Below are 24,155 nucleotides of genomic sequence, written 5' to 3'. Positions count from 1 at the left end.
ATAAACATGCGTTTGCAAGTAGTATATGCTATGCCCTCTCTCCTGTTCAAATCGCTGTTCGCCAGATGGGGAAGCCTGTTATCGGGAGAGTGTCACGCCAGGCTCAACTGTTTCGTGCCAATAGCAGCCACTGTGACGCATCGCAAGCGCGCCACGTATCGTTGTACAAGTAAAAGATATCCCTATGTTTCCCCGTGAGAAGAGAGAGCAAGAGGACGCAGGTATGGAACAGCAGAAGCAGACACAACAGCTCGGGCCGCTCCTGTGTTGGGCGGTCGTCTTTGCCGATATTGGCACCTCTATCTACTATGTGCCAGGTATTCTCTATGCAACTGTTGGGAAACTGGCGGGCTTTTTTGTCTTCTTAACGATGTCGGTCTTTCTCCTGTTGACCTTTAAATATGTAGAGGTGACCTATCGCTTCCCCCAGGGTGGTGGTGTAGTAACGGTGGCGAGCCAGGCGCTTAATCGCTGGTTTGGAGCTCTGGGTGGCATGTTTATCCTGGTTGACTACTTTCTTACTGCAGCTATCAGTAGTCTCTCGGGTATCTTGTATCTCAGCATCGTCTTTCCTATGTTGGGTACAGGCACGAGCGTACTTGGCTTTAGCCTCGCACTCTGGCTGACGCTGCTTGTGCTAGTGGGTCACCCGGCAATTAGCTTGCCATCAAGAAGGAAAGGGGGTACACTGAAGATCAAGGGGGGAACTGAGCATGAGACGAGTAGATCCACTGCGAGCCTTCACTGCAGAAGAGGAACGAGTCTTGCAGCGAACCGCGAAAGCCACGAGTGAACGGGTGGATGTGGTAAAGCGGGCCAAAGCATTATTGGCAGTCAGAGCAGGCAGGCCGTATACCAAGGCAGCCCAGGAGGTTGGATACAAGAGTGGAGATAGCATCAGCCAATTGGTCAAGCGTTTCAATCAGCAGGGGTTGGCTGCCCTGCTGATTGCGCCAGGGCGAGGCCGCAAACAGACGTATACCAGTGAACAACGCGCACGCATCATGGCCGAGGTCCAACGAAAGCCTGATCGGGAGAAAGACGGAACGGCGACCTGGTCGTTGGAAACCTTAGAGCGGGCCTTGCGCAAAGACGCCCTGCCACAGATCAGTGCCACCACCATTGGGGAAGTGCTCCATGAGTCAGGCTATGCCTTTGGCAAGACACGCACATGGTGTCCGACGGGGACGGCGTTGCGGGTACGCAAAACGGGAACCGTGAAGGTTGAAGACCCCAAGGCGCAAGAAAAAAAACCTTGATCGAACTGGCCTACGAGCACGCGGAAGCCGCCGGCTTGCCCCTGTGGTGTCAAGATGAAGCAGGACCGTATCAAGCGATTCCGCAGCCAGGAGAGAACTGGTATCCAGAGGGCAAGCCACTCTTGCAGCCCCACGAATACGTGCGCGGAGGCACAGCCAAACTGCTCACCCTCTTTCGTCCTCACACCGGCGAAGTGCAGGCCACAGGTGTCCTCTCAGCTCCCAATGCCGTGCTGCATCCCTGGCTCAAAAAACATCTCCAGCCGCTGCTTGACCACTTGGAGGCGAACCCGCCTGTGGTGCGTCATCCCTTGCCCGATGATCACCTGCTGATGCAGACCTGGCAGCATTGGTGGTGGTCCTACGAACGTCCCAAACCGGCTCCGGCCTTGCGTCTCATCTTGATCTGGGACAATCTCAAGGGACATCTGAGCTATGACATGGTGCGCTGGCTGCTGCAACACGGTATTCTGCCGCTTTACACGCCGATCTCTGGTTCCTGGCTCAACATGGCGGAGTCGCTGCAACGCATCATCGTGCGCCGGGCCCTGGCTGGGCAGCATCCCCAGACGGCCCAGCACATCATTGAGTGGTTGGAGCAAACCGTCGTTGGCTGGAATGAGCATCCAACTCCCTTTGTGTGGAATGGCAAGCGCCGCCGACGACGTGAGCGTGCACGACTACGCCGACTCGGCGGCTCTGGGGCAACTGTCGTTCATGGCTACTCAATTGCCGAGTGACCCACTAGTGGGTCAGCTAGCGATGAAGTAACAGTTAGGAACGCGGGAGTGGTAGAATAGGGGAGAGAAAGAAGGAACACGTCCATGGCCCAACTCCAGAAACATCCTCTGCGTGCTTTCAACACACAGGAAGAGCGTGAATTGCGTCGCATCGTCAAAGCGAGTAGTGAACGGATCGACGTGGCGCGACGAGCCAAAGCATTGCTGGCCGTAGCGGCCAAGCAGTCCTTTGCGCAGGCGGCAGGTGTGGCCGGTTTCAAGGAGGCGCGCAGCGTAGGGAAGCTGGTCAGACGCTTCAATGAGCACGGCCTGGCAGCGCTCTCGATTGCGGCAGGTCGAGGCGGCAAGCCGACCTACACGTGTGAGCAGCAGGCACGCATCCTGGCTGAGGTGCAGCGGGTGCCGGATCGGAAAGCCGACCAGACAGCGACGTGGTCGCTCTCACTGCTGCGCAAAGCGCTACGAGCCACCGATCTGCCCCACATTGCCAACGAAACCATTCGCCAGGTGCTTCATAATTCCGGCTACAGCTATCAACGCACGCGCACCTGGTGCCGCACCGGCTACGCGCTGCGCAAGCGCAAAAGCGGGACGGTGACCGTCTATGATATGGAAACGCCGGAAAAAAAAGACTGATTGACCTCGCCTACGAGCACGCTGAAGCGGCAGGGATTGCCCAGCTCAATGAAGATGAGGCCGGCCCGTATCAGGCGATCCCCCAGCCTGGGGCGTCGTGGCAACCGGAAGGCCACCCGGCCTTGCACCCCCATGAATACGAGCGTGGGGGCACCGCCAAACTGCTCACGCTCTTTCGGCCCGCTACTGGTCTTCTGCGCGCCAAAGGCGTCCTGTCAGCGCCCAATGCCGTGTTGCATCCCTGGCTGAAAGGGGAATTGACCGAAGTGCTCGCCGAGATTGAAAAGAAACAGCCCGCTGAGAGCCTGCCCCCCGAAGCGGAGCGCCCGCTGTATGCGCAGTGGGAAACGTGGCTGGGTCATCCTTCCCGCAACCCCTCCCTGCCACCATTACGCATCGTGCTGGTCCTGGATAATCTGGCAGGGCACCTGTCCTGTGATCTGGTGCAGTGGTTCTTTGAGCATGGCGTGATGCCGCTCTACACACCCATCGGCGGCTCCTGGTTGAACATGGCGGAATCGGTGCAACGCATCATTGTCCCGCGCGCTCTGGCCGGGCAGCACCCCAAGAATGCACAAGAAGTGATCGGCTGGTTAGAACAGACGGTGGCAGGCTGGAATGCCGATCCCACTCCCTTTGTCTGGAATGGCAAGCGTCGCAGACGGCGCGAACGCGCTCGTCTGCGACGGTTAGCTGGATCGGGAGCTGCAGTAGCAAAAGGGTATTCAATTGGCAGTTGACCCACTAGTGTTACTGGGCATTCTGAACTGGGTGGGCATCAGCGAGAGCGCACGGGTGAGTATGGTGGGTGCCTGCATTGCCTTCGTAAGTGACCTGGCAATCCTGGTAACTGTCTTTACTCATCTCTCATTTCAGCAATTCTTGAGCCTCTTTCCCGAGATGTTTAGCGGACGAGCAATTACGCCAACCTCCATCTTGATTGGGTACGCGGGATCGTTCCTGGCCTTTTCGGGACTGGAGAGCATCTCGCAGCTTGCCCCCAACATGAAGTTACCACGTCGTGTGGTTGGCAAAATTGCCCTCTTCCTTGTGGTACTTACAGTAGGCCTGACCAGTCCCTTGCTGACAATGCTTTCGACCTTACTCTTACCCAATGATGCCGCCAATGCTGAGCGCTCGGCGCAGATCATCTCGCTCCTGGCTGGCCATTGGGGCGGGCCTATCCTACAGACTGAGGTCGCTATCAGCGCGGGCGCGCTCCTCATTTTCGCCAGTAATACGGCGATCATTGGCTCATATCATGTCTTCCTGGCGCTCTCACGCATGGAGTTTTTTTCCGAGGCGCTTTTGCAGCGCAACAAACTGCGTGACACGCCCCATTATGCCATTATCCTGGCGACGGGAATCCCAATGGTGGTGCTTCTCCTGGTACACGGCAATATCAATATCCTTGGCGATATGTATGCCTTTGGCTTGCTGGGGGCGTTTACGCTGACCTGCCTGGGGATGGATATTGTGCGCTACCGGCAGAACAAGGTCTACCACTTGAAGAAGCTGCTGGAGAAGCAGAGCACGATTGTTGGAGTCGATGGGCAGAGCCAAGCTAAGCTGGAGGGGCACCAGGGAGATCAGCTAGAGGTCTCGGTGGATGGGCAGGTCGAGAGCCGACACGCGGTCGAGGAGCAGGCTGGTCCCGCCGAAGTTCCCGAGTCACCTAGCCGTTGGGCAAGCTCTCCCGTCAATTTCTGGCTTGGTATTCTTACGACGCTTCTTGTGATGATTGCCTGGTGCACAAATCTAATTGCCAAGCCGCTGGCAACGGCCTTTGGTGGCTCGGTCGCGGTTGTAGGCATGCTTATTGCCTTCGCCAGCTACCTCTACCATCGGCGCCGCGGTCGTGTCTCGGTAGTCGCGACTGGCGTTACAAAGCATGTGCCGGGTACGGTCCTCGCGATTTTGAGTTCGAACGATCCGAATAACGAGAAAGTCATACAAGTAGCGATCAACAATAAGGAACACAGGCCAGTCGTCTTTCTCTACCTGGGGCAAGGTGAGACTGAGCGCCGGGAGATTTTTCGCATGACGGAACCTCATATTAACGATGTGGAGGCCAAAGATATCCTTGGACGCGCGAATCACCTGGCCCTGGAGAAGCACATAGAGTGCTACTTCCTCTATCGTCAATATGCCCCCGACACGGTGCAGAGCGTATGGCGAACACTTCATCCGGGTGAGATCATTCTTGAGCAGAGGCAGCGCAATCTGTTGGGAAACCTGTCGCTTGTGTCCGAGAGCGAAGAGGATGATGTACTCCGCCTGCGCAAGGCGCATCACGTAACCGCACTCTAAGAGGAGGTCGCTTTGTGTCAGATGTGGTCTGGTAATGTCATAGGCATTACCAGACCACATCTTTTTACCCCTACGAGTCGCGTAATGGTGAGAAAGTCTGTCACAAAAAGCAAGCTGCAACGATTATTATATATGGCTTTTAATCTATGGGTCATTTGACACATGCTTTTCTATCATCAGTGCCCTATACTACACCGACTCCTGGTGTAGCATATTTCTGGAAAGCTAAATATATGAATTCGCGAAAAATACTTTTGAGTGTGCTTCTGATTGCAATGGTTCTTTTTCTCGTTGCTATGGGAACGTTTGTGTATTTCTCGTTGAACGCTGCGCCTACGATTGCTGCGGCTCAGGAGACGCCAACGCCGGAGCCAACACCCTCCCCGACGCCATCTCCAACCCCTTCACCGACGCCATCTCCAACCCCAACCCCTATCATGAATGGGAGCAGTGCATACATAATAGATAATGCCAACAATCGTGTCCTCTTCGACAGCGATAGTCAGAGAAGCGTCCCGATTGCCAGCACCACCAAGATTATGACCGCGGTCGTGACGATCGAGAATAGCAACCTGGATCAGATTGTCACGGTGCAACAGGCGGACCTGGACCAGTTACCCCCCGAGGCGAGCGTGGCTCAACTGCATGTTGGCGACTATTTGCGCATTCGCCACTTGCTCTATGGGCTACTACTCCCTTCAGGCAGTGATGCTTCTTTGACCCTGGCGCGTTGGGTGGGTGGTTCGACCGATAGCTTTGTTGCCATGATGAACGCCAAGGCCCAGGCGCTCGGCCTGGCACATACCCATTTCTCCAGCCCGCATGGTGTCATTCCTGATGGGAACTATTCAAGCGCACAGGACCTGGTGAAGCTCGCACGCTATGCCATGCGATACCAGATCTTTGCCGAGATTGTGCGGCAGACCGAGTATCATATTCCTCCCACACAATATAATCGGCGCTACGACTGGTATAACACCAATCAACTGCTCACGAGCTATTCAGGTGTGATTGGAATCAAGACCGGCTCGGGGAGCGGCGCTGGCTACTGCGTCGTTTTTGCCGCTGTACGTAATAACCGCCTACTCTATGGCGCCGAACTGGGCGCACCTGGTAGTTTTGATGTTCTCAACAGCGATGTCACGCGCCTGCTTGATAAAGCCTTTGCAAGCTAAGTAAAAAGCCGTCATGAGTAAGGGGTCAAGCAAACTTGGCTCCTTACTCATGATGGCTACACTCTTGTCACCAGGCTTCGAGGAGGGTGGCCTCCAGGTGAATCTCAGTGCCAGCTAGCGCCTTGGAGACGGGGCAGGAGCGCTCGGCCCTTGTCGCGATCTCCTGGAAGGTGGCGGCGTCGATGCCAGGGACGACGGCCTCTGTTTTGAGGTCAATGCGTGGGATGATAAACTCGCCACCGCGCTGGGAGAGGCGCACCTGGGCTGTGGTATGAATGCGCGTAGGCTCATGACCCGCCGCGCCCAGTGCCATGGAGAACGCCATGGTGAAGCAGCCCGCGTGAGCCGAAGCCAGCAGTTCTTCAGGGTTGGTCTCAGCTCCAGCATCCATACGGGTGCGCAACGAATAATCGCCCTCAAACGCACCACTCGCGAGCTTAATATGCCCATGTCCACTCTGGACGCTGCCCTGCCATTCAACATCTGCACTGCGAAATGCCATGATCAAATCCTCCTGTGAGCTTGACTACCTACTAGAAGGTAGATGTATATCAAAAAAATTTGTGCCTTGTCTACTTTTGCAAATCTGAAGACACCTGGAGTGCGATGGCGCGGAAACGCTCGGGATCCTGGTAGGTTCGAGCAGCAATCATCGCTCCCTGCATAGCGGCCACGACGCTCTGAGCCTCGATCTCGGGGTCACCTCCAAAAGTAAAGATACCCTTTGTTCGCCCATCAGTCAGCAGCGCAGAAAACCAGGTCACCTGGTCGCGGAAGTAACCCTGAACCTCGTCTCGTACATTCTCAGGTAAGGTCGGAAGTTCAGCGGCAAAGAGCGTACAGAGACAGAAGAAGTTATCCTCCTTCAGTTGCTTGTGTACCTGCTCAATGTACATAGCGAGTTGGCGCCTGGGATCGTCGCTTGCCTGCTCAATCTGGTTGAGACTCTGTTGCACCAGCGCGCGATAATAAACCACGACTGCGCGCCCAAGGTCGCTTTTATTGGGAAAGTGATAGTGGATACTAGCCTTCCGGATCTCTAGCCGATCCGTAATGTTGGCGTAGCTGAAGGCGTTGTATCCGCGCTCGATCATGAGCGTCAGCGAAATCTCGATAATTTGTTGTGCGGTATTTACCTGTGTCTTCATTAGCTTGAGTCTACCATCTAGTAGGTAGAATGTCAAGAGGGAGAGGTTTGACAGAACAAATGCGTCCAGTTATGATGCTTCCGAGGCCGCTAATCGATGGTGTCTAAAGAATGAATATCTGAGCCATACAATGTGTTATTGCTATAGTAACTAGGCAGTGGAGAAGTATTTTATGAGAACTAGTCAGTGGAGGAATATACTATGAAGCGTGTTGTAGTGACAGGTATGGGGATGGTGACATCCCTGGGGCATACGCTTGAAGAGACCTGGGAGGCGCTCTGTCAGGGGCGCTCGGGTATTGGCCCTATTAGCAGCTTTGATGCCAGCGAGTACCTGGTACGCTTTGCAGGCGAGGTGAGGGACTTTGATGCCAGCCAGTATATGGAGCGTAAGGAGATCCGCCGCAATGATCCCTTCACGCACCTGGCGGTCGCGGCATCTCGCCAGGCGCTTGCCCAGGCCGGTTTAACAATTACTGATCAGCTCGCACCTGATGCGGGCGTCTGTATTGGTAGTGGTGTGGGCGGCTTTATCAGCCTTCATGAACAGTTCGCTGTCCTGCACGAGAAGGGACCCTCTCGCGTCAGTCCATTTCTGATCCCCATGATGATGCTCAACGCGGCCCCCGCCATGGTCTCGCTGCTGACCGGGGCGCGTGGACCCGTATGGGCCGCGGTTTCCGCCTGCGCGACCAGTGGTAACGCGCTTGGAGAGGCCTGGGAGACTATCCGTCGCGGAACGGCGAAAGTCATGCTGGCGGGTGGCTCCGAAAAAGCTGTCACTCCTCTCGGGATGGCCTCCTTCGCCAATATGCATGCCTTGTCGCGCCGCAACGACGATCCTCAGCGGGCCAGTCGCCCGTTCGACGCCGAACGAGATGGCTTTGTGATGGGTGAGGGTGCAGGCATGCTGGTGCTGGAGGACCTGGACTTCGCCCTGGAGCGTGGTGCGCCCATCATCGCGGAACTGGTTGGCTATGGCTCAACGGCGGATGCCTATCATATTACTGAACCCGCTCCGGGAGGAGAGGGATTAATACGTGCCATGCAGCGTGCTTTGCAGAGCGCGGATCTGCGTCCTGAACAGGTCGATTATATCAATGCGCATGGCACCTCGACGCGTTTCAATGACTCTACTGAGACGCAGGCCATCAAAACCTGTTTCGGTGAGCATGCCTACAAGTTGGCGGTAAGCTCGACAAAATCCATGCTGGGGCACACCTTTGGCGCGGCTGGCGCCATTGAAGCCGTCATCTCTATCCTCAGTATCGTGCATGGCATTATGCCGCCAACCATCAATCTGGAGCATCCCGATCCCGAGTGTGACCTGGATTATATCCCCAACGAGGCCAGGCACGGAGAGGTCAACGTCGCGCTCTCTAATTCTATGGGCTTTGGTGGGCATAATACATCCCTGATTTTTCAGCGTTATCAATAGGTTGTGATGGTAGACTGAAGCTCTGGTAGTTGTATCGGCTATACTCGTATCTGCAACACAACCTGGCGAATAGCCTCTACAACGAGATCGGGCACATCGCGATTGAGCATGTGCCCACTCTTCTCCGCTCGCATATGCTGGCTCTTTGAGGAGAGGCGAGCAAGCTCTCTCTGCATTTGCAGCCATGTCAGTTCGATCTCTTCCACGACTCCAGGTGGAAACTTGGCCGGGTCGCGGTCGGAGCGCCCACGACTGATGACCATGAGTGGGAGGTCATCGAGGGAGTGGCAGTGGCGCATAAGTGCGCTATTGGCGCGGTGGTCGAATTTCTCCTCGTTTTTGTTTGGATCATTCCAGCGCGTGCTGAGTATGTGACGTAGATGTGCCAGGTGGCTCAATTCATCCTCTTGCTCAGGTGGCAGTACCGCCAGCAAGCGCTCGCGTTGTTCCTCGTGTGAGGCATCGAGGAGGACCATACCCGCGACCTCTTCTGGATAGTGTTCCCGGTAAAAGCGTACCGTCAAGCCTCCCATAGAATGTCCCACCAGCACATATGGTCCTGGGATAGAGGCATGAAGTAGTAATGCATGCAGGTCTCGTGCGATATCTTGTATCGTTCGTGGCGTGGGTGCCGGATCACTGTAGCCCAGGCCTGCTCGATCATACCAGACCACGTGAGTCAGGGCCGCAAGGCGTTCAGCAATCTCATTAAAGACGCTACCTGCGGCACCTAGCCCCATTTCTAGCACTACTGTTGGTTGTCCCCGCCCTTTATTGCTTACTGCCAATCGGCGCTCGCCAATATTGATCAGCCTTGGCATAAACTGCCCCCATAATTGCTTCCGCGAAATTCTTTCTATGCTTAGTATAGAAGACTACTGTGTTCCTGGCTTCAGGTATTGTCGTAGAAGCGTGTGTTTGGGTATTGATCCGTTTGGCTAACTTTGGTTAGTTTGTTCACATGTGCTCTGTTTCTTCGTCTTAATGATTGAGTAGGCAAGAATATCCGTTGTGTCCGCACTGCGGGCGGATGCTTAGCATGTGGAGCTGTATGGTGTATGCCTATGACGTATTTTTGATGGGAGAGGCTATGTTATGGCGTATTTTCTAGCGAAAACCGATCCAGAGACCTATGCTATTGAGCAGTTGGAGCAGGAGCAGCGTACAACCTGGGATGGTGTGCGCAATGCCCAGGCGGTACGCGTTATTCAAATGATGAAGCCCGGCGATACCATGTTGATTTATCATAGTATGGGAGGGGCGGCGCTTGTCGGAGAGGCGCGTGTGGTCTCAGAGCCGAGACCTGATGAGCATGATAGCAAGAGCTGGGTAGTTGATGTTGAGTTTGTGCGGCGTTTCGCTACACCCGTGACCTTGCGCGAGATTAAAGAGACTCACCTGTTTGACGATTGGAGTCTGATTCGGCAGAGCCGCCTTTCGACCATGAGTGTTCCCGAAAATTTTGTGGAATGGCTGCGGGCAAAACACATTCTAGAAGTACGCTGATAAGGAGTTCCGAACGATGGATACCGAAGCCCTCTGGTATGTCGATGGACGCTGGGTGCATCCGCACGAGGCCACGCTTTCAATCAATGATGTCGCAGTCCTACGGAGCTACTGCGTTTTTGAAAGCCTGCGTACCTACAACCGCCGCCCCTTTCATCTCGATGAGCATATGCGCCGGCTCTATCGCTCGGCAGAGCTTATCGAGCTAGACATTTCCTATACCGCTGAGGAAATTGCCAACGTGGTGCGGGAAGCCATTGAGCGCAACCGCTACATACACGCCTCGCTGCGCCTGCTGGTGACCGGCGGCACAAGTGAGGATGGTGTCTTTCCCAGTGGCAAACCAGTCCTGGCAGTGCTGGTCACGCCCTTGCCCGAGCGAGATATGCGACGCTTCGAGCGTGGCATCAAGGTCATTACCACGCGCATGGAGCGTGAGATGCCCGAAGCCAAAACCTCAAGCTATCTGGCGGCGATGCGCGCCCTGAAAGAGGCCCAGCGACGTGGAGCAAGCGATGCTTTGTATGTAAATGCCGCGGGCCATGTGCTGGAGGGGACGCGGAGCAACTTCTTTGTTTTCCGTGGAGATACGCTGATTACGCCACGCTCTGAGATCCTGATGGGAATTACGCGCCAGGTCATTGTAGAACTGGCGCAAGGACGTTTCCCTATTGAAGAGCGCCCCATCCTTCTCAGTGAGCTTGCTGAGGTCGACGAGGCCTTTATCTCATCTTCCTCGCGTGAGATCACGCCCGTAACCCATATTGACGATGTCCCGATTGGGGAGGGCAAGGCGGGAGCGCGAACCTATGAATTAGAGCAACGCTTTATCGCTATGATCGAGCGCGGCAATTTTTGATGTCGAAACAAACTTGCTTAACATATTATTGGGAGCTATATGTCAGTTCAAGCTATTATCTTTGATCTAGATGAAACCCTCATTGAGGATCGTCAGGCCACGCAGTGCGCCCTGAGTAAGGCCTGTCTCTATGCACAAGCACGTGTTCCGCTTGATAGCACGCGATTGCGTATAGATGCTTACAGACACGCAAAACTACTCTGGGCAGAGGCCCCCACCTACGCTTATTGCCATGCCATCGGTATTAGCGCCTCAGAGGGGATGTGGGGCCGCTTCGAGGGAGAGACTTCGGATCTCCATGCGCTCTTCCAATGGGCGCCTATCTTCCAGCAACTCCTATGGAAACGCGCTCTGGCGGAGCAGGATATCATCAATGATGAGCTGGCCGAAGAGTTGGCTGCCTGTTTCCGTGAGGAGCGCCGGAGCTGTTATCGGGTTTTCTCTGATGTAGAAGCGGCGCTAAGCACGCTAAAGCAGCGGTATGCGCTGGCCCTTTTGACGAATGGCACGCCCGATCTACAGCGAGAGAAGATCCGAGCCTCTGGCCTGGAGCAATATTTTGATACAATTGCCGTATCAGGAGAGGTTGGTATTGGTAAGCCTGAGCCAGAGATATTTGTTCATGTCTTGCAGGAGTTAGGCGTTGCGCCTGAGCAGGCGGTCATGGTCGGCGATAGCCTGCCCAGGGATATCGCCGGCTCCTATCACTCTGGCATGCGTGGTATGTGGATCAATCGCTATGATGATGCCTGTCAGGAGGCGTACCGTCCAATGATTGCCTCACAGATCTCTGTGCTGGACGAATTGGAAGCTGTACTCTAGCAGGCATACAACGTCTACTGTTGATCTTACATTTAGAAATGTAAAAAGAACAGGCAGATGGCTTGCAGATATCATCGCAAGCCATCTGCCTGTTCTCATTCATGAGCACAGCAGGGACGAGGTATAGCTAGCTCAGGCGGCGCCGCCGAGCGGTTGATGAGAAGTCTTCTTGCCTAGTAGATGCAGGGCTGCCTCCTTCAGGCGCTCCTCACTGCGCGCACCAAAGCCTGCTAGCTGGCGAATGCGTTGCTGCTGCGCGGCGCGGAAGAGCTTCTCGGGCGAGTCGATGCTTAATTCCTCATAGAGACGGATCGCCGTGTAAGGACCGACATGCTCGATATTCATTAAGGCCCGTACCCCTGCGGGTAGCGCTGGCATGCAGAGCCCATTCTGGAAGGTCATGGTTCCGCTCTGGGCCAGCTCGCGGATGCGTGTACGCAGCCGTTCTCCCACGCCGGGAATCGTTGGCTCTTCGTTGCGTGCCAGAATATCGGCCACGGGCTCGGACAACTCAAGAACGCCTCGCGCGGCATTGCGATAAGCCTGGACGCGATAAGGGTTGCCATTTTGCGCTTCGATCAGGTCCGCAATACCTGAGAGAACTTCCGCAATCTGGCGATTAGAAATTTTTGGCTTTACTTCGATCTCCGGCTCCAGCCCGGGCAGCATAGGCTGTGAAGGACGCCTGCTTGAACGGGTAGGGAGCGACGGCATGATCTGGATGGTTTGTGTTAATTGAAAAATGCTCATGTGTACACTAACCTCCGGCCCTGCAGGGGCACATTTATGATAGAGAAAAAGAATAAGCAAACGTGGTGGTAAATAAGTGTGTAATGACCCGTTAGTGTACGATGCACATTGAAATCTTGTTCTAATTATAGCATGAAACGAGCTCAGTTTCAAGTCTTTTGACCTTCTCTTCGCTCTACAAGCCAGACGGCATTACAAGCGGTTGCAATTGACAGCAGTGTTGACAGCAGTGTTGTTAAAAAGCGCGTCAATTTGGGGTATTTTTGGGCAATGTGTTCTAAGTTTTTTGCTTTGGATAGAGGCAAAGATGCTTGCCTTATCTAACCGCGCCAGAAGACCCCTGTTGCGCAAACATGGGGATGAATGGCGCGCTCCTTTCTTGGGGTGGATAGGGCAGTGCAAATTGTTGCCTTTTTACACCGTAACTGCTATAATGTATCCTATGAAACAGAAACGCGCTTTCAAGTACCGCGTGTATCCCACGCCAGAACAACAGCAGATCCTTGCTCAAACCTTTGGGTGCTGTCGCGCGCGTCTATAACTGGGCATTGCGCAAGAAAACCGATGCCTATTACAACGACCATCAGCGACTCTATTACAAAGAGTTGAGTCTCCTGTTGACTGACGTGAAAAAGCAAGAAGAGACACACTGGTTGAATGTCGTTTCTAGCGTGCCCTTGCAGCAAGCTCTTCGTCACCTGGACAAAGCGTTTCTCAACTTCTTTGAAGGGCGTGCCAAGTACCCCACCTTCCACAAAAAACGCAACAAGCAATCCGCCACCTATACCGCCAACGCTTTTACCTGGCACAATGGAGCTATCACACTCGCCAAGATGAACGAACCCCTTGATATACGCTGGTCGCGCCCTCTGCCAAAAGATGTAACCCCTTCGAGTGTGACCATCTCCAAAGACTGTGCTGCCCGCTACGCGCATCAGCATCCTTGTGGAAGACGAGATTGAGCATGTGCCTGCCAATGAGCAGGCGATTGGTGCTGACCTTGGCTTGAAGTCCTTTGTGGTCCTCTCGACAGGCGAAGTGGTGGGCAATCCCAGGTTCTTCCACAAGGATGAAAAGAAACTGGGCAAAGCCCAACGTTGTCATGCCAGGAAGAAAAAGGGCTCGAAAAACCGAGACAAGGCACGTCTCAAAGTAGCACGCATTCATGCCCGTATCGCTGATCGCCGCCGTGACGCGCCTGCACAAACTTTCGACCCGACTCATACGCGAGAACCAAGTGGTGTGTGTCGAGTCGTTGGCAGTCAAGAACATGGTCAAGCACCCAACCCTCAGCAAAGCGATCAGCGATGTGGGATGGAGCGAGTTTGTGTCCCAACTCGAATACAAGGCCAACTGGTATGGTCGAAACGTGGTCAAGATTGACAAATGGTATCCTTCCAGTAAGCGCTGTTTCGATTGCGGTCATCTCCTCGACTCCTTAGCGCTTGATGTCCGTCAATGGGACTGCCCTGAATGTGGGGTCCATCATGACCGCGATATCAACGCTGCAAAGAACATTGTGACCGTGGGGCTCACGGTCCTTAACGCCTGTGGAGAGTCTGTAAGACCTGGACGGGCTTTGTCTCGTTCAGGCAAGACTCAGCGAAGCAGGAAACCCTAGAGGCGACTCTAGGAATCCCCTGGCTTTAGCCATGGGGAGGATGTCAATCCCTGCTATTCTATTCTTTTTCTGCCATAAAAAAGGGGTCAGGAAAATACTGACCAGGGTTTCAGACCACTTGCTCTCTTTGCTCATGTAAAGTGGGATTCTCAGGGTCTTTGGCATCTCTCGCCTCTGCCTCTCACGGATGAGATCCATCCGCGTCACTCCCGCTTCCAGAAAAGAGAGGGGGGTCGTATTTCAGCTATCCATGCTACGATGTGCGAAAAGCCCTGCTTGCTCGCCAGACAACGTGGGATGCCAGCACTTCTTTGCTCCACTGCTTGATTGACAAGCAATGATGCGCTTGACTTTGACCGCCTATTCTACAATGTAGGGGAAGAGAGAAATTGCCACAGATATCCATCTCACAGGGCCGCTGCATGTGGAAAAGCGCTCACAGCCCAACGCGCCGTGAGCTGTGCTCTCATGCGCGTGCAGGGCGAGGACAGACGCGTTTTCTGTGATCCTAGGACACGTGGGGAGGGAGAACAATCCTATGTCTTTGTCTCATTCCCATCAGCAAGAAGAGAGGAATCAACCACCTCAGGGGCACGAGGCATTTGCGTATCGTTTTCAGGCCCTCGCGCAAGAGAACGCCGATGTCTTTTGGTGGCTTTCTCCCGATGGCTCGATGCAAGAGGTCTGCCCGAGTTGGCAAACCTTTACTGGACAACAGAAGTGCAAGTGCCTTGGGCGAGGCTGGCTGGATGCGTTGCATCCTGCCGATCAGCCGCAGATCGAAGAAACCGTGCGCCAGGCGGTCACGTCCGCGCGTCCTGCGGAGATGGAGTGTCACATCCGCAGAGGTGGTGGCGCCTACCGCCTGGTCTGCGTGCGCGCTATTCCGGTGCGCACTCCTGAGGGGGAGCTTCGCGAGGTCCTCGCCTGTGGCACCGATATCACCAGACAGGAACTGGCTGGGCAGATGAGTGAAGCAGAGGTGCAACTTGCCCTCAAATTTTCCGGTGTGGGCATGTGGGATTGGGATCTGGTCACGAATCAGATCAATTGGACGGATCAGGGGAAAGCGCTTTTGGGATTGTCGCCAGATATTCCCATCAACTATGAAGGCTTCCTGGCGACGTTGTATCCTGAGGATCGTGAGCCAGTCGACCAGTTCCTGGCATGTGTGGTGGCTGAGCACACGGACTATCAGACCGAGTACCGCATCCTCTGGCCTGACGGGAGCATTCATTGGCTCTCAGATAGGGGTCACGTCATCGCTGACGCGCAAGGTCACCCGGTGCACATGCTCGGAGTCGTCATCGATATCACGGACCTGAAGCAGGCCGAGGAGCAGGTCGCGATCATTCTCGAAAGTATTACGGATGCTTTTTCCCACGTCGATACGCAATGGCGCTATACCCATGTGAATCGCGGGCTGGAAAAGATGCTGGGGAAAAAGCGGGAAGAGGTGGTAGGCCAATCCTTTTGGGACCTGCTTCCTGAGCTTCTTAACACTCCATTCGAGCACGCGTATCGCGAAGCAATGGCGACGCAGCAGGCGACGCACATAGAAGGCTTTCATCCGAGTTTCCAGCGCTGGTTGGAGATCTACCTCTATCCGACTCCGGATGGGCTCTCCTTTTATTTGCACGATGTCACCGAGCGCAAGCAAGCGGAGGAAGCCTTGCGGGAGAGCGAGGCGCGGTTTCGTGGGCTCGTGGAGTCCAATATCATTGGGATCGTCGTGACTGACCCGGAGGGAACCATTTATGAAGCCAACGATGCCTTTCTCTCGCTTTTGGACTATACCCGCGAGGACCTGGCAGCAGGGGGGATGAACTGGGGAACGATGACGGCCCCAGAAGATCGGGTGCAATCCGTTCAGGCCGCAGAGGAACTGCTCGCAACCGGTCGTGTGCAGCCCTTTGAAAAAGACTATGTGGCGAAAGATGGCAAACGCGTGCCCGTTCTGATTGGAGGCACGCTCTTCCGCCGGGAAGGCGCCTCTCCGTTAGTGATCGCTTTCGTTTTAGATCTGACTGCCCGCAAAGAGATCGAACGGCAAAAAGACCTCATGCTCAGCATGACCAGCCACGAGTTGAAAACCCCGCTGGCCGCGCTCAAAGGCACGTTCCAATTGCTGCAGCGGCGAGTAAAACGCCTGGACACCCAGACCGACCACCTGACTCCAGAGGTGAGCGCCTTCTTCAATGACCTTATGGAGCGTCTGGCAGCCAGTGCCCGACAAGTAGATGTCCAAACGCATTTGATCAATGATCTGCTGGATGTCTCGCGAATCACGGCCAATACGCTGGAACTATCATTGGACCACTGTGATCTGGCCTCGATCGTGCGCGAAACCGTCGAGGATCTGCGCGTTACGGCGCCTTCGCGCTCGCTCCTGCTCGAATTGCCGGAGCACACCACGGTCATGGTGCTTGCCGACCGGGCTCGGATCAGCCAGGTGGTGACGAACTATCTGACCAACGCGATCCGCTATTCGAGCGCAGATCAGCCGATCCACATTGGACTGACCATCCGGGAGGGCGTAGCTCGTGTTTGGGTGCGAGACCACGGACCAGGTCTCACCGAAGAGGCTCAAAAGGAACTGTGGCAACGCTTTCACCAGGTCAAGGGAGTACCAGTCCAGAGTGGTTCAGGGAAAGGGTTGGGCCTGGGTTTATATATCTGTCAGACACTCATCACCCAACATCACGGAGAGGTGGGTGTAGAGAGCATGCCTGGGGAGGGTTCTACCTTCTGGTTTACCTTACCCATAGTCAAATGAGCGCGAATACAGACTGCTGGTCCCACTCCAGATGTGTAAAGCGTCGAGTGGCCTCAATCCCTGCTGACCCCTTTGGAACATACTATTCTATGTTTGCTTTTAGCCGCCAAAGATCTGGTCGATGTCGTCGGCCGCGCTCTGTTTCATTTCAGGGCTCACGTGTCCGTAGAGGTCCATCGTCGTCGCAATCTTCGTGTGGCCAAGAAGTGCTTGAACGGTTTTCATTGGGGTTCCAGCTGCGATCAGCGCTGTGGAAACATTGTGGCGGAGATCATGAGGTTTGATATCAGGTAGTCTAAAGTGCCCAAGGAAAGATTTTAGCTGGGTACGAACCAGGCTATCCCAGGTGTGTCCTCCCTTCTTATTTGTGAAGACCAGGTCATGGTCTTCCCATTCTGGTGCCTCTAGTCGTGCTTCTATCTGGTTGATACGATGGGCGGAGAGGGCTTTGATGGCAAGTTGAGAAAGCGCTATTTCTCGCTCGCTGCTCTGCGATTTTGGATCTGCTTCAAAGCGCACATGGTTTTCTGTGTCGTAGCTGAGCGTTGTATCAACGAGAAGAATCTTCTTGTCAAAGTCAATGTCACTCCAATGGAGCGAGAGAGCCTCACCGATACGAATACCAGTCGTGATGAGCAAAAGAACGATAGCTCCAATCTGCCTCTGACTATGAAACACAAACCTATCGTCCAGTCGATGCTCACTTTGCTCTATAATCAAATGTGCCTGCCCTTTAGTTAAAAGTGGATATTCACGCTTCTTCACTTTTGGCAATTTCACGTTATCGCAGGGGTTTTTGGCGATCTTCCCCAGTCGTACTGCATACTCCAGTGCCCCATTCAAAGGGATATGAATTGATTGAAGCGTTGAAGCTTTGAGTCCTTTTTTGGCTTTGATTCCTTCCTTCGCCAGCGCGTCATACATGTGCTGTATATCTTGGGTTGTCAACTTCTGAAGAGGGACATGACCAAATGCTGGTTTGAAGTACAGGCGAATATACGATTTGTAGCGTTGCCAACTGACCAGCTCAATGGTAGGACCATGTACGCTTTCCCAGTAGTCAAGGTACTCAGCTGTCTTCATCTTGCTTACATCAACATACTCACCACGTGCGAGTTGCTTGAGAGCTTCGTCCCGCTTCTTCCTGGCCTCTGTCTTTGTTTTCCCATAGAAGCTCTTGCGCTTTCCAGTTCCACCGAAATTAGGGACAACTGCTTCATAGCGTCCATCTTTACGCTCGAAAACACTGCCCTCGCCATAGTGTGGTTTTCTTCCCATCATCATGCTCCATACAAAGTGTCCCGCCCATGACCACAGTTCACAGGCGGGAGGGTATTCTTACACTACTACTGCTCTACAGGAACGCGAGACTGGACGAGCCATTCATCGATCTCTTCAGGTTTAAACCTGATCGCGCCCCCTATCTTATAGTGAGGGATGGACCGTTCCGTGACCATGGCATAGATTTGGCTCCGCGAGAACCCAAGTTTTACCGCAACCTGGTTTGCCGTCAAATACGGCTGTGAGGGCTGCTCCTGTAGTACTTTCCTGGTTGTTCCCGGCATGACTGGCAACCTCCTCGTGGGTTTCAAAGGCACACTTCCAGTGGTTGATGGCAATCTGGTGGTATCTAGATTTTTAGCCATAATGGCCCAACTTTCTATTGTGAAGGGGTCTATACTGCTAAATCTCACTGAGAGAAGCAAGAGATCCCCTAATTGACACGCAACTAGTTAAGGTACTATCAGACGCTATGTGAGGGCTTTTTTGAGCATCCTAGAAGCACGTTCTTTCTCTGCTTGTGATTAATAGCCTCCTTTGTCGAGAAAATCAAGTATTTTTCGTACTGCCTTCTCCGACCCATTCAGGATGCTGGGAGATATTGTCACTGTGGGTAGCCACTTCACCCCGAGCATTGCCTGGGCCACTTCTGGTTCTACTCCTAACACAGGAAGCAGGGAGATCGTCGTATTGCGCACAGTATGAAAAGAGGTAGGAGGAATATTGACATCTTCCAAGGCCTTCTGAAAATGACGGTCAAGGCTAAAAGGCGAAAGATAGTTCCCCCTCTCATCAGAAAAGATGAGGTCTTTTCCTTCCCATTTCTCACCGGCCAGCTGGCGTGCCTCCTGTTGCTCTTGTTGGTGGAGTTCCATGTCTTGCAAGAGTAAGGAGGGGAGTTTGATAGATCGTTGGCGAAGAGCCTGGATCTCTTTTTCTACGAAGTTGCTTTTCGGGAAAAGCGAGAGACTACGATGAATAGAGAGAACTCGTGTTCCCATATCCAGATCTTGCCAGTGTAGGCTGAGTAACTCTCCTTTTCGTAGGCCTGTACTGAGTGCAAACCGGAACAATACACCGATACCCTTACCTTCCGCGGCAAGCTGTAAAAGCTGAATCTGGTCTTCTGTAAACACTCGCACCTGTGGCCTTTGCAAGGAGATAGCCTTCTTCTCAGGGGTTGTCATAGTCTTTCCCTTCTTTCTCAAGACAGAAGCCGCGAATATCCTACTCGCGGCTTCTGTCTTCTTTTTTCAATGGTGGGTAGCTTTCATGTACCCTTAGAAAGGGTGGTCATTAAGATCAAAGGACAAATCTTCACTATTTTCCACACCAGGCTTGGGAAGAGACGTGGTACACGAGGTGACCGCATTTGCCATGGCTTGCAAGACGTGCAATTGTCCCTTAGCTCGATCAACTCCCGTCTGGTGTGGACGCTCAGGGAGTGGGTGCCCTACACGCGCACAAGCGTCCGCCAGTTTGATATAACTGTTTCCCAGAAAATGACCCAGGTGCATCTGAAGATCCTCGCCGATGAAGTTGATGCGGGGGAGTTGGTCACGATGAGCCGCCTCACTGAGCTTATCTCGGTCAAAGTTCTGGGCAAAGCTGACAATATAGCGACCCTGAAGACACTGCTCTATCCGAGACCAGGCCTCGCGAATAGAAGGGGCATGCTCCAGGTCCTCATTGCGTATCCCGTTGATCTCGCTCAAGCGTGGTGTGAGGGGGTCTTTCGGCTTGATCAGAATGTCATCGATGATGGTTCCAGTACGATCCAGCAGCGTCACACGGACAATTTCAGCGTCCTCGGAGAGGCCCGTCGTATCGATCTCCAGCAGCGTCAGGTTCGGCAGTGCAAGGACTGCATTTGCCCAGAGGACTTCTGGCTCCGGTGGGAGCGATGGCATTGAATGCAGCATGCGCTGAAGCATTTGCACTTGCTCCTCGATATATTGTACATCCTCGTACATCTGCGCTCGATGCTGCACGCGCTCTTGTAAGTCCTGAAAACTGCGCACAGGACCTTTCACGCGTTCCTCAGCAACATGTGCACCTAGTGAGGCCATAATTGTATCGAGACTTTTAGGCATAGACAGGTTCCTTTCTGGTCGAAGACCATAGGTAAGTGAAGAATCAATGGATATTGAGAAGATGCGGTTTATGAACGGATCAACGGGTCGTCACGAGGGCGGCCTGCACGGGAGCCTCTGGCGTTTCAAGAGGGAGTGCCCACAGAGGCGTTTGCTGGCGATAGTTCATCAAGAGTAATTCTTGTGACTGCTCTCGATGATCCTTGGTGCGCTGTGAGTGTTTGCGAGACGACAGAAGCACTTTCTGCCAGCGCTCCTCAGGGTAGAGTTCTGCAAGAAGGGGGTGTTGGTAGTAACTCAAGGTGACACAGGAGGGCGTTGCGTTCAAGAGGGCTGCCAGGCGCTTGTGATCGTCAAGTGTGAACGCATCTCGGTAGTAGCCTTCTGCCTCGATATACGGCGGATCGACATAGAGCAGGGTTTGTGGTGACTGGTGCTGCTTGATCACCTGGGCAAAGTCTCGGTTATCAATCAGCACATGTTGTAAACGTTGTTGTATCAGGGAGAAGAAGGCAAGCGCAGAGCGGAAGGCGTGCGCGTCACACCGCCCTTTGTCTTTGACTCCTCCTTTCCATCCAGGTGCTGAGGAACCACGATCCCACCCGGTAAAACTACTGCGCATAACGTAGAACCAGCGTACGGCGCGTTCTGTCGACTCCAGAGGCATCCCGTCCTGAAGACTCTTATGGTAGGTGTAGTACAGGGACCGAGCATAGGGGAGCGTCTCAAGCCGTTCTTGCATCACCTCGTTGTGATCTCTCATGCAGAGCCAGAAGTTGACCAGATCCCCGTGGATGTCGTTATAGACCTCCACATGGTGATAGGGCGGTTTCTGGATAAGCGTATGAGCAGCTCCGCCAAAGGGCTCGACATAGCGATCATAGCTCTTTGGTGGGGGAAAAGCGGCGAGAATATGGGGAGCCAGATGGAACTTACCCCCGATCCAGGGGAGTGGTGAGTAGATGGGTAGTGACATGAACAACCGTCCTTATCTAACTGACGAGACTATCCGCAGCCAACGCTGAGAATGGCCTCGCCTTTCCAGAAAGGGAAGGACCTACACGACGCCACGCGTCTCCAGTTCTTTGAGCCAGGCAATGAGTGACGAGAGCATCACACGCCGTACGCCATCGCTTAACTTGACTGAGGGAAGACCGTCGCGGAGGTAGTCATACACCTTGGGGCGTCCAACTCCCAGGTATTGTGCCGTCTGCTCAATGGTAAGCGCTCGTTCCTGAGCAAGATCGAACGGTGGTTGAATGGGAGTGACATCGGGAACTCTCTCTTTCCTCTTGCGGCCTCGTCGGGGTTTCTCTGAGGCGCTAGAGGAAACAGGTACAACAGGAACCAGGGTGCGTGGCATAGATGTTTCTCCTTCTAGACTATTCGCACAAGAGTAGTGAATCATGCTGAATCGGCACCGAAGGAGCGCGTGTTACTAGACCGCGCCCCAAGACTGAATCACACAAAATGATGATATTGCAAAGGAAGTAGTGGTAGGAGGCACTACAAAGATCGTGGCAAAACTCTTTGCTCTCCACGGTTCCCTTCCGGGCAAACCAGCAGGATCAGCTTTTTTTTCGCGTCTATGATGGAATAGAGGAAAAGACAAGGAGAGACAAGGTGCATCAACGTTTCCCGCAATTACTACACAGCAATTGGATATCTCCACAGCAACTGGATGCTTGGTGGACGTCTCTTCCCGTTGCCTCTATAATCTGGGACCAGACGGGGAAGATCCTCTCACTCAACCCCGTCGCATGTACGCTCTTTGAGGTCTCGGTTCCTCATACAGTGGTGGGATCGTCGATTCAAGCGTTTTTTCAGCGTTACGCCTGGAGTGATGAACAGCATCTCTCATTCTTATTTGTTCCCTGGTTACTTGATCTGACGACTCACCGAGACAGCGCGATATCCCAATTCTCTACACAATCCCTGCGGCTTGGTCTTCCATCTGGTCGCACGGTGCTCCTTGAACTGCAATGCGCACCTGTGCTGGATGCTCAGGGACAGCTTGGTGGTGTGCTCGCTGTCTTTCAGGAGGTGCCCCCTCGCTACCAGAGAGCGTTACACCTCCAACGAACCTACGAAGCCGTGGTCGCCTTCAATGAAGTGATCGCCCACCTCCCTGAGCAGCTTGCGATGCCATTCTCTGAGGCACATCTCCTCCTTTCTCCTCTCGCACATCTCGTAGGTCAGCCCTTGGTGGATGTCATCCACGCGACTCTGGCTTGCTGGCGTGTGGCTTTGATTGCCTTAAGACTTCCAAGCATAGAGCTGGCCTATGCTGTGGGCAGTGGGTTTACTGAAGAGCAAGAACGTCGTCGCCGAGAAATTGGCAACTACCTGAATTTTCCCGCTGTTGTCGGTGACACGGGGTTGGCAGGTCTTTACGCGAACCAAGAAGTGATTTTTGGCTCCGATCGCATTCCTTTTTCGGTGAGATCGATGTTGGGTATAGAGGCGACAACTATACTCGCTGTTCCTCTTACTCTCGAGCAGCAACTGGCGGGAGTGTTGATCATTCACAAGCAGGGATGGGATTGTGGATATACACAGGAAGAAGTTGATCTCGTGCACACAGTCGTAGCTCAGGCTTCGCTGCTCATCGAGTGGTTGGGAACGTTATACAAAAAGGCGGAAGCGCAGGTGAGGGAGGTGGTGCTCTCCGAAGTCAGTCAGTTGAGTAACAATTTCCTGACCCTAGCCAGCCATGAACTGCGTACTCCCCTCACTGGGATCAAAGGCAACTTGCAGATAGCACAGCGCCGCTTAATACAACTCAAGCAGACGCTAGCTGAGCAGTCCGTGCACCTGGAGGAACATCTGGAACGGGCCCAGCGCGCCCTGGTTTCTGCGGAGCAGAGTGCCCAGTTACAAGAGCGAATGATCCAGGATATGATTGATGATGCACAAATCCAGACGAATCAACTTCATCTGACTTTGCAGCCTTGTGACTTGCTTACGGTGATCAAGACGACCGTGAGGCAACAACAGGAAGCATTGCCCACACACGTGATTATGATCGACAACCGTACCCTCAAATCCACCATCCCAGTGCTGGCCGATGTGTCACGCATCAGCAAGGTCTTGACCATCTATCTTGCCAATGCCCTCACCTCCCCCCCAGCAGAAAAGCCTGTGACCGTCCAGATTCAAGAAATGGAGAATGTTGTACGTGTCTCCGTGCAAGACGAGGGGCCAGGTATTCCTCTTGAAGAGCAAAGCCGCATCTGGGAGCGTTTTTATCGAGGGAAAGGGACGGCAGTTCAACATGAACTGGATCTGAGTTTAGGACTCAGTTTCTATCTCTGCCGAGAGATTATAGAACACCATCAGGGGCATACTGGGGTAGAGAGTGAGCCAGGTCGTGGTGCAACCTTCTGGTTTATCTTACCAAAAGCCATCTCCACAAGTGCTTATTGACCTGAGCATGAGGATCTAAAGTGAAGAACGATGCGAGCCGATGAACGGAGGTATGAGTAAGAAAGAAGCCTTTCCCAAAGATTGGCGCGAAGGCCGACGACTGCGTGCCTGGCAACTCTATCAGCAAGGCTGGAAACAGAAAGACATCGCCGAGGCCTTGGGAGTCACTGAAGGCGCGGTGAGTCAATGGATGCGTCGAGCGAAGAAAGATGGTCCTGATGGGCTGCGCCACCAACCGCCTCCAGGTCCCCAACCCAAACTGATGCCAGGAACAACGCGTCCAGTTGCCTGACCTGCTGGCCAAAGGATCCGAACA

The 24,155-nt window shown here is 53.8% G+C and carries 24 protein-coding genes and 1 pseudogene; 15 read left to right on the top strand and 10 right to left on the bottom strand.

From position 1 onward, the window contains the following. Positions 1-223 precede the first annotated feature (223 nt). The 7 genes from KTE_RS03055 (at position 224) to KTE_RS03025 (ending at position 6,120) form a co-directional block, all read left to right on the top strand. Positions 224-793, top strand: coding sequence for an amino acid permease (locus KTE_RS03055; protein ID WP_201378363.1), 570 nt, complete (start codon positions 224-226; stop codon positions 791-793). Continuing rightward, positions 765-1,259, top strand: coding sequence for a helix-turn-helix domain-containing protein (locus tag KTE_RS03050; protein WP_236600264.1), 495 nt, complete (start codon positions 765-767; stop codon positions 1,257-1,259). The genes KTE_RS03055 and KTE_RS03050 overlap by 29 nt, the downstream gene beginning before the upstream one ends. Next, positions 1,256-1,999, top strand: coding sequence for a transposase (locus KTE_RS03045; protein ID WP_236600263.1), 744 nt, complete (start codon positions 1,256-1,258; stop codon positions 1,997-1,999). Before KTE_RS03050 ends, KTE_RS03045 begins: the two co-directional genes overlap by 4 nt. Positions 2,000-2,083: 84 nt before the next feature. Next, complete coding sequence (locus tag KTE_RS03040) at positions 2,084-2,635, top strand: helix-turn-helix domain-containing protein (RefSeq protein WP_201378361.1); 552 nt, start codon at positions 2,084-2,086, stop codon at positions 2,633-2,635. A gap of 122 nt (positions 2,636-2,757) precedes the next feature. Next, a complete protein-coding gene (locus tag KTE_RS03035; RefSeq protein WP_236600262.1) occupies positions 2,758-3,375 on the top strand; it encodes a transposase in 618 nt (205 codons plus the stop codon). After that, a complete protein-coding gene (locus KTE_RS03030; RefSeq protein WP_201378359.1) occupies positions 3,365-4,945 on the top strand; it encodes an APC family permease in 1,581 nt (526 codons plus the stop codon). Before KTE_RS03035 ends, KTE_RS03030 begins: the two co-directional genes overlap by 11 nt. Positions 4,946-5,178: 233 nt before the next feature. Beyond that, complete coding sequence (locus KTE_RS03025) at positions 5,179-6,120, top strand: D-alanyl-D-alanine carboxypeptidase family protein (RefSeq protein ID WP_201378357.1); 942 nt, start codon at positions 5,179-5,181, stop codon at positions 6,118-6,120. A 67-nt stretch (positions 6,121-6,187) separates the two neighbouring features. On the opposite strand, the gene KTE_RS03020 is transcribed toward KTE_RS03025, so the two are convergent. Both KTE_RS03020 and KTE_RS03015 read right to left on the bottom strand, forming a co-directional pair. Beyond that, entirely contained in the window at positions 6,188-6,622 is a 435-nt protein-coding gene (locus KTE_RS03020) for an OsmC family peroxiredoxin (RefSeq protein WP_201378355.1), read from the bottom strand. Between the two features lie 70 nt (positions 6,623-6,692). Beyond that, on the bottom strand, positions 6,693-7,268 hold the full coding sequence (locus KTE_RS03015; protein ID WP_201378353.1) for a TetR/AcrR family transcriptional regulator: 576 nt from the start codon (positions 7,266-7,268) through the stop codon (positions 6,693-6,695). 201 nt (positions 7,269-7,469) lie between these two features. Between KTE_RS03015 and fabF the strand changes: the two genes are divergently transcribed. After that, on the top strand, positions 7,470-8,705 hold the full coding sequence (fabF, locus tag KTE_RS03010; protein ID WP_201378351.1) for a beta-ketoacyl-ACP synthase II: 1,236 nt from the start codon (positions 7,470-7,472) through the stop codon (positions 8,703-8,705). Positions 8,706-8,743: 38 nt separating this feature from the next. On the opposite strand, the gene KTE_RS03005 is transcribed toward fabF, so the two are convergent. Continuing rightward, entirely contained in the window at positions 8,744-9,526 is a 783-nt protein-coding gene (locus KTE_RS03005) for an alpha/beta fold hydrolase (RefSeq protein WP_201378348.1), read from the bottom strand. 274 nt (positions 9,527-9,800) lie between these two features. Here KTE_RS03005 and KTE_RS03000 point away from each other — a divergent pair, with 274 nt between their 5' ends. The 3 genes from KTE_RS03000 to KTE_RS02990 are packed head-to-tail and all read left to right on the top strand — an operon-like array spanning position 9,801 to position 11,892. Further along, the gene (locus KTE_RS03000; protein WP_201378347.1) at positions 9,801-10,211 is read left to right on the top strand and encodes an EVE domain-containing protein; all 411 of its coding nucleotides are present in this window, start codon (positions 9,801-9,803) and stop codon (positions 10,209-10,211) included. A gap of 16 nt (positions 10,212-10,227) precedes the next feature. Continuing rightward, a complete protein-coding gene (locus tag KTE_RS02995) occupies positions 10,228-11,070 on the top strand; it encodes an aminotransferase class IV (RefSeq protein WP_201378346.1) in 843 nt (280 codons plus the stop codon). A gap of 39 nt (positions 11,071-11,109) precedes the next feature. Then, positions 11,110-11,892, top strand: coding sequence for an HAD family hydrolase (locus tag KTE_RS02990; RefSeq protein WP_201378345.1), 783 nt, complete (start codon positions 11,110-11,112; stop codon positions 11,890-11,892). 132 nt (positions 11,893-12,024) lie between these two features. Here the strand turns inward: KTE_RS02990 and KTE_RS02985 are convergent, their stop codons facing one another. Then, positions 12,025-12,642, bottom strand: a complete 618-nt coding sequence (locus KTE_RS02985; protein WP_201378344.1) for a helix-hairpin-helix domain-containing protein — start codon at positions 12,640-12,642, stop codon at positions 12,025-12,027. 442 nt (positions 12,643-13,084) lie between these two features. On the opposite strand from KTE_RS02985, the pseudogene KTE_RS49425 reads away from it, so the two are divergent. Both KTE_RS49425 and KTE_RS02975 read left to right on the top strand, forming a co-directional pair. Then, positions 13,085-14,263: pseudogene (locus KTE_RS49425) on the top strand (RNA-guided endonuclease TnpB family protein). Positions 14,264-14,801: 538 nt separating this feature from the next. Further along, complete coding sequence (locus KTE_RS02975; protein WP_201378343.1) at positions 14,802-17,039, top strand: PAS domain S-box protein; 2,238 nt, start codon at positions 14,802-14,804, stop codon at positions 17,037-17,039. 99 nt (positions 17,040-17,138) lie between these two features. Here KTE_RS02975 and KTE_RS02970 read toward each other — a convergent pair whose 3' ends face one another. From KTE_RS02970 to KTE_RS02945, 6 genes are all read right to left on the bottom strand, one after another. After that, positions 17,139-18,317 carry a tyrosine-type recombinase/integrase gene (locus KTE_RS02970; protein WP_201378341.1) on the bottom strand — a complete coding sequence of 393 codons (1,179 nt, stop codon included), beginning with the start codon at positions 18,315-18,317 and terminating at the stop codon, positions 17,139-17,141. Between the two features lie 68 nt (positions 18,318-18,385). After that, positions 18,386-18,604 carry a helix-turn-helix domain-containing protein gene (locus KTE_RS02965; RefSeq protein WP_201378333.1) on the bottom strand — a complete coding sequence of 73 codons (219 nt, stop codon included), beginning with the start codon at positions 18,602-18,604 and terminating at the stop codon, positions 18,386-18,388. 240 nt (positions 18,605-18,844) lie between these two features. Beyond that, on the bottom strand, positions 18,845-19,507 hold the full coding sequence (locus tag KTE_RS02960; protein ID WP_201378332.1) for a tyrosine-type recombinase/integrase: 663 nt from the start codon (positions 19,505-19,507) through the stop codon (positions 18,845-18,847). A gap of 93 nt (positions 19,508-19,600) precedes the next feature. Next, positions 19,601-20,413, bottom strand: a complete 813-nt coding sequence (locus tag KTE_RS02955; protein ID WP_201378327.1) for a 3'-5' exonuclease — start codon at positions 20,411-20,413, stop codon at positions 19,601-19,603. A gap of 79 nt (positions 20,414-20,492) precedes the next feature. Continuing rightward, positions 20,493-21,389: a DNA adenine methylase gene (locus KTE_RS02950; protein WP_201378325.1), complete on the bottom strand. Its 897-nt coding sequence runs from the start codon at positions 21,387-21,389 to the stop codon at positions 20,493-20,495. A gap of 81 nt (positions 21,390-21,470) precedes the next feature. After that, positions 21,471-21,776, bottom strand: a complete 306-nt coding sequence (locus KTE_RS02945; protein ID WP_201378323.1) for a helix-turn-helix domain-containing protein — start codon at positions 21,774-21,776, stop codon at positions 21,471-21,473. 260 nt (positions 21,777-22,036) lie between these two features. Between KTE_RS02945 and KTE_RS02940 the strand changes: the two genes are divergently transcribed. Beyond that, entirely contained in the window at positions 22,037-23,839 is a 1,803-nt protein-coding gene (locus KTE_RS02940; protein ID WP_201378321.1) for an ATP-binding protein, read from the top strand. A gap of 52 nt (positions 23,840-23,891) precedes the next feature. After that, entirely contained in the window at positions 23,892-24,131 is a 240-nt protein-coding gene (locus tag KTE_RS47315) for a helix-turn-helix domain-containing protein (RefSeq protein WP_236600258.1), read from the top strand. Positions 24,132-24,155: the final 24 nt, after the last annotated feature.

Origin of the sequence: Ktedonobacter sp. SOSP1-85 (assembly GCF_016587415.1) — a bacterium.
Classification (GTDB): domain Bacteria; phylum Chloroflexota; class Ktedonobacteria; order Ktedonobacterales; family Ktedonobacteraceae; genus Ktedonobacter.
This window is presented reverse-complemented; position numbering and strand designations above follow the sequence as displayed.

What these genes read in the sequence shown, in the direction of transcription:
- KTE_RS03055 (WP_201378363.1), top strand. Translation starts at nt 224, where the DNA reads ATGGAACAGCAGAAGCAGACACAACAGCTCGGGCCGCTCCTGTGTTGG.
- KTE_RS03040 (WP_201378361.1), top strand. Translation starts at nt 2,084, where the DNA reads ATGGCCCAACTCCAGAAACATCCTCTGCGTGCTTTCAACACACAGGAA.
- KTE_RS03025 (WP_201378357.1), top strand. Translation starts at nt 5,179, where the DNA reads ATGAATTCGCGAAAAATACTTTTGAGTGTGCTTCTGATTGCAATGGTT.
- KTE_RS03020 (WP_201378355.1), bottom strand. Translation starts at nt 6,622, where the DNA reads ATGGCATTTCGCAGTGCAGATGTTGAATGGCAGGGCAGCGTCCAGAGT.
- KTE_RS03015 (WP_201378353.1), bottom strand. Translation starts at nt 7,268, where the DNA reads ATGAAGACACAGGTAAATACCGCACAACAAATTATCGAGATTTCGCTG.
- fabF (WP_201378351.1), top strand. Translation starts at nt 7,470, where the DNA reads ATGAAGCGTGTTGTAGTGACAGGTATGGGGATGGTGACATCCCTGGGG.
- KTE_RS03005 (WP_201378348.1), bottom strand. Translation starts at nt 9,526, where the DNA reads ATGCCAAGGCTGATCAATATTGGCGAGCGCCGATTGGCAGTAAGCAAT.
- KTE_RS03000 (WP_201378347.1), top strand. Translation starts at nt 9,801, where the DNA reads ATGGCGTATTTTCTAGCGAAAACCGATCCAGAGACCTATGCTATTGAG.
- KTE_RS02995 (WP_201378346.1), top strand. Translation starts at nt 10,228, where the DNA reads ATGGATACCGAAGCCCTCTGGTATGTCGATGGACGCTGGGTGCATCCG.
- KTE_RS02990 (WP_201378345.1), top strand. Translation starts at nt 11,110, where the DNA reads ATGTCAGTTCAAGCTATTATCTTTGATCTAGATGAAACCCTCATTGAG.
- KTE_RS02985 (WP_201378344.1), bottom strand. Translation starts at nt 12,642, where the DNA reads ATGAGCATTTTTCAATTAACACAAACCATCCAGATCATGCCGTCGCTC.
- KTE_RS02975 (WP_201378343.1), top strand. Translation starts at nt 14,802, where the DNA reads ATGTCTTTGTCTCATTCCCATCAGCAAGAAGAGAGGAATCAACCACCT.
- KTE_RS02970 (WP_201378341.1), bottom strand. Translation starts at nt 18,317, where the DNA reads ATGGGAAGAAAACCACACTATGGCGAGGGCAGTGTTTTCGAGCGTAAA.
- KTE_RS02965 (WP_201378333.1), bottom strand. Translation starts at nt 18,604, where the DNA reads ATGCCGGGAACAACCAGGAAAGTACTACAGGAGCAGCCCTCACAGCCG.
- KTE_RS02960 (WP_201378332.1), bottom strand. Translation starts at nt 19,507, where the DNA reads ATGACAACCCCTGAGAAGAAGGCTATCTCCTTGCAAAGGCCACAGGTG.
- KTE_RS02955 (WP_201378327.1), bottom strand. Translation starts at nt 20,413, where the DNA reads ATGCCTAAAAGTCTCGATACAATTATGGCCTCACTAGGTGCACATGTT.
- KTE_RS02950 (WP_201378325.1), bottom strand. Translation starts at nt 21,389, where the DNA reads ATGTCACTACCCATCTACTCACCACTCCCCTGGATCGGGGGTAAGTTC.
- KTE_RS02945 (WP_201378323.1), bottom strand. Translation starts at nt 21,776, where the DNA reads ATGCCACGCACCCTGGTTCCTGTTGTACCTGTTTCCTCTAGCGCCTCA.
- KTE_RS47315 (WP_236600258.1), top strand. Translation starts at nt 23,892, where the DNA reads ATGAGTAAGAAAGAAGCCTTTCCCAAAGATTGGCGCGAAGGCCGACGA.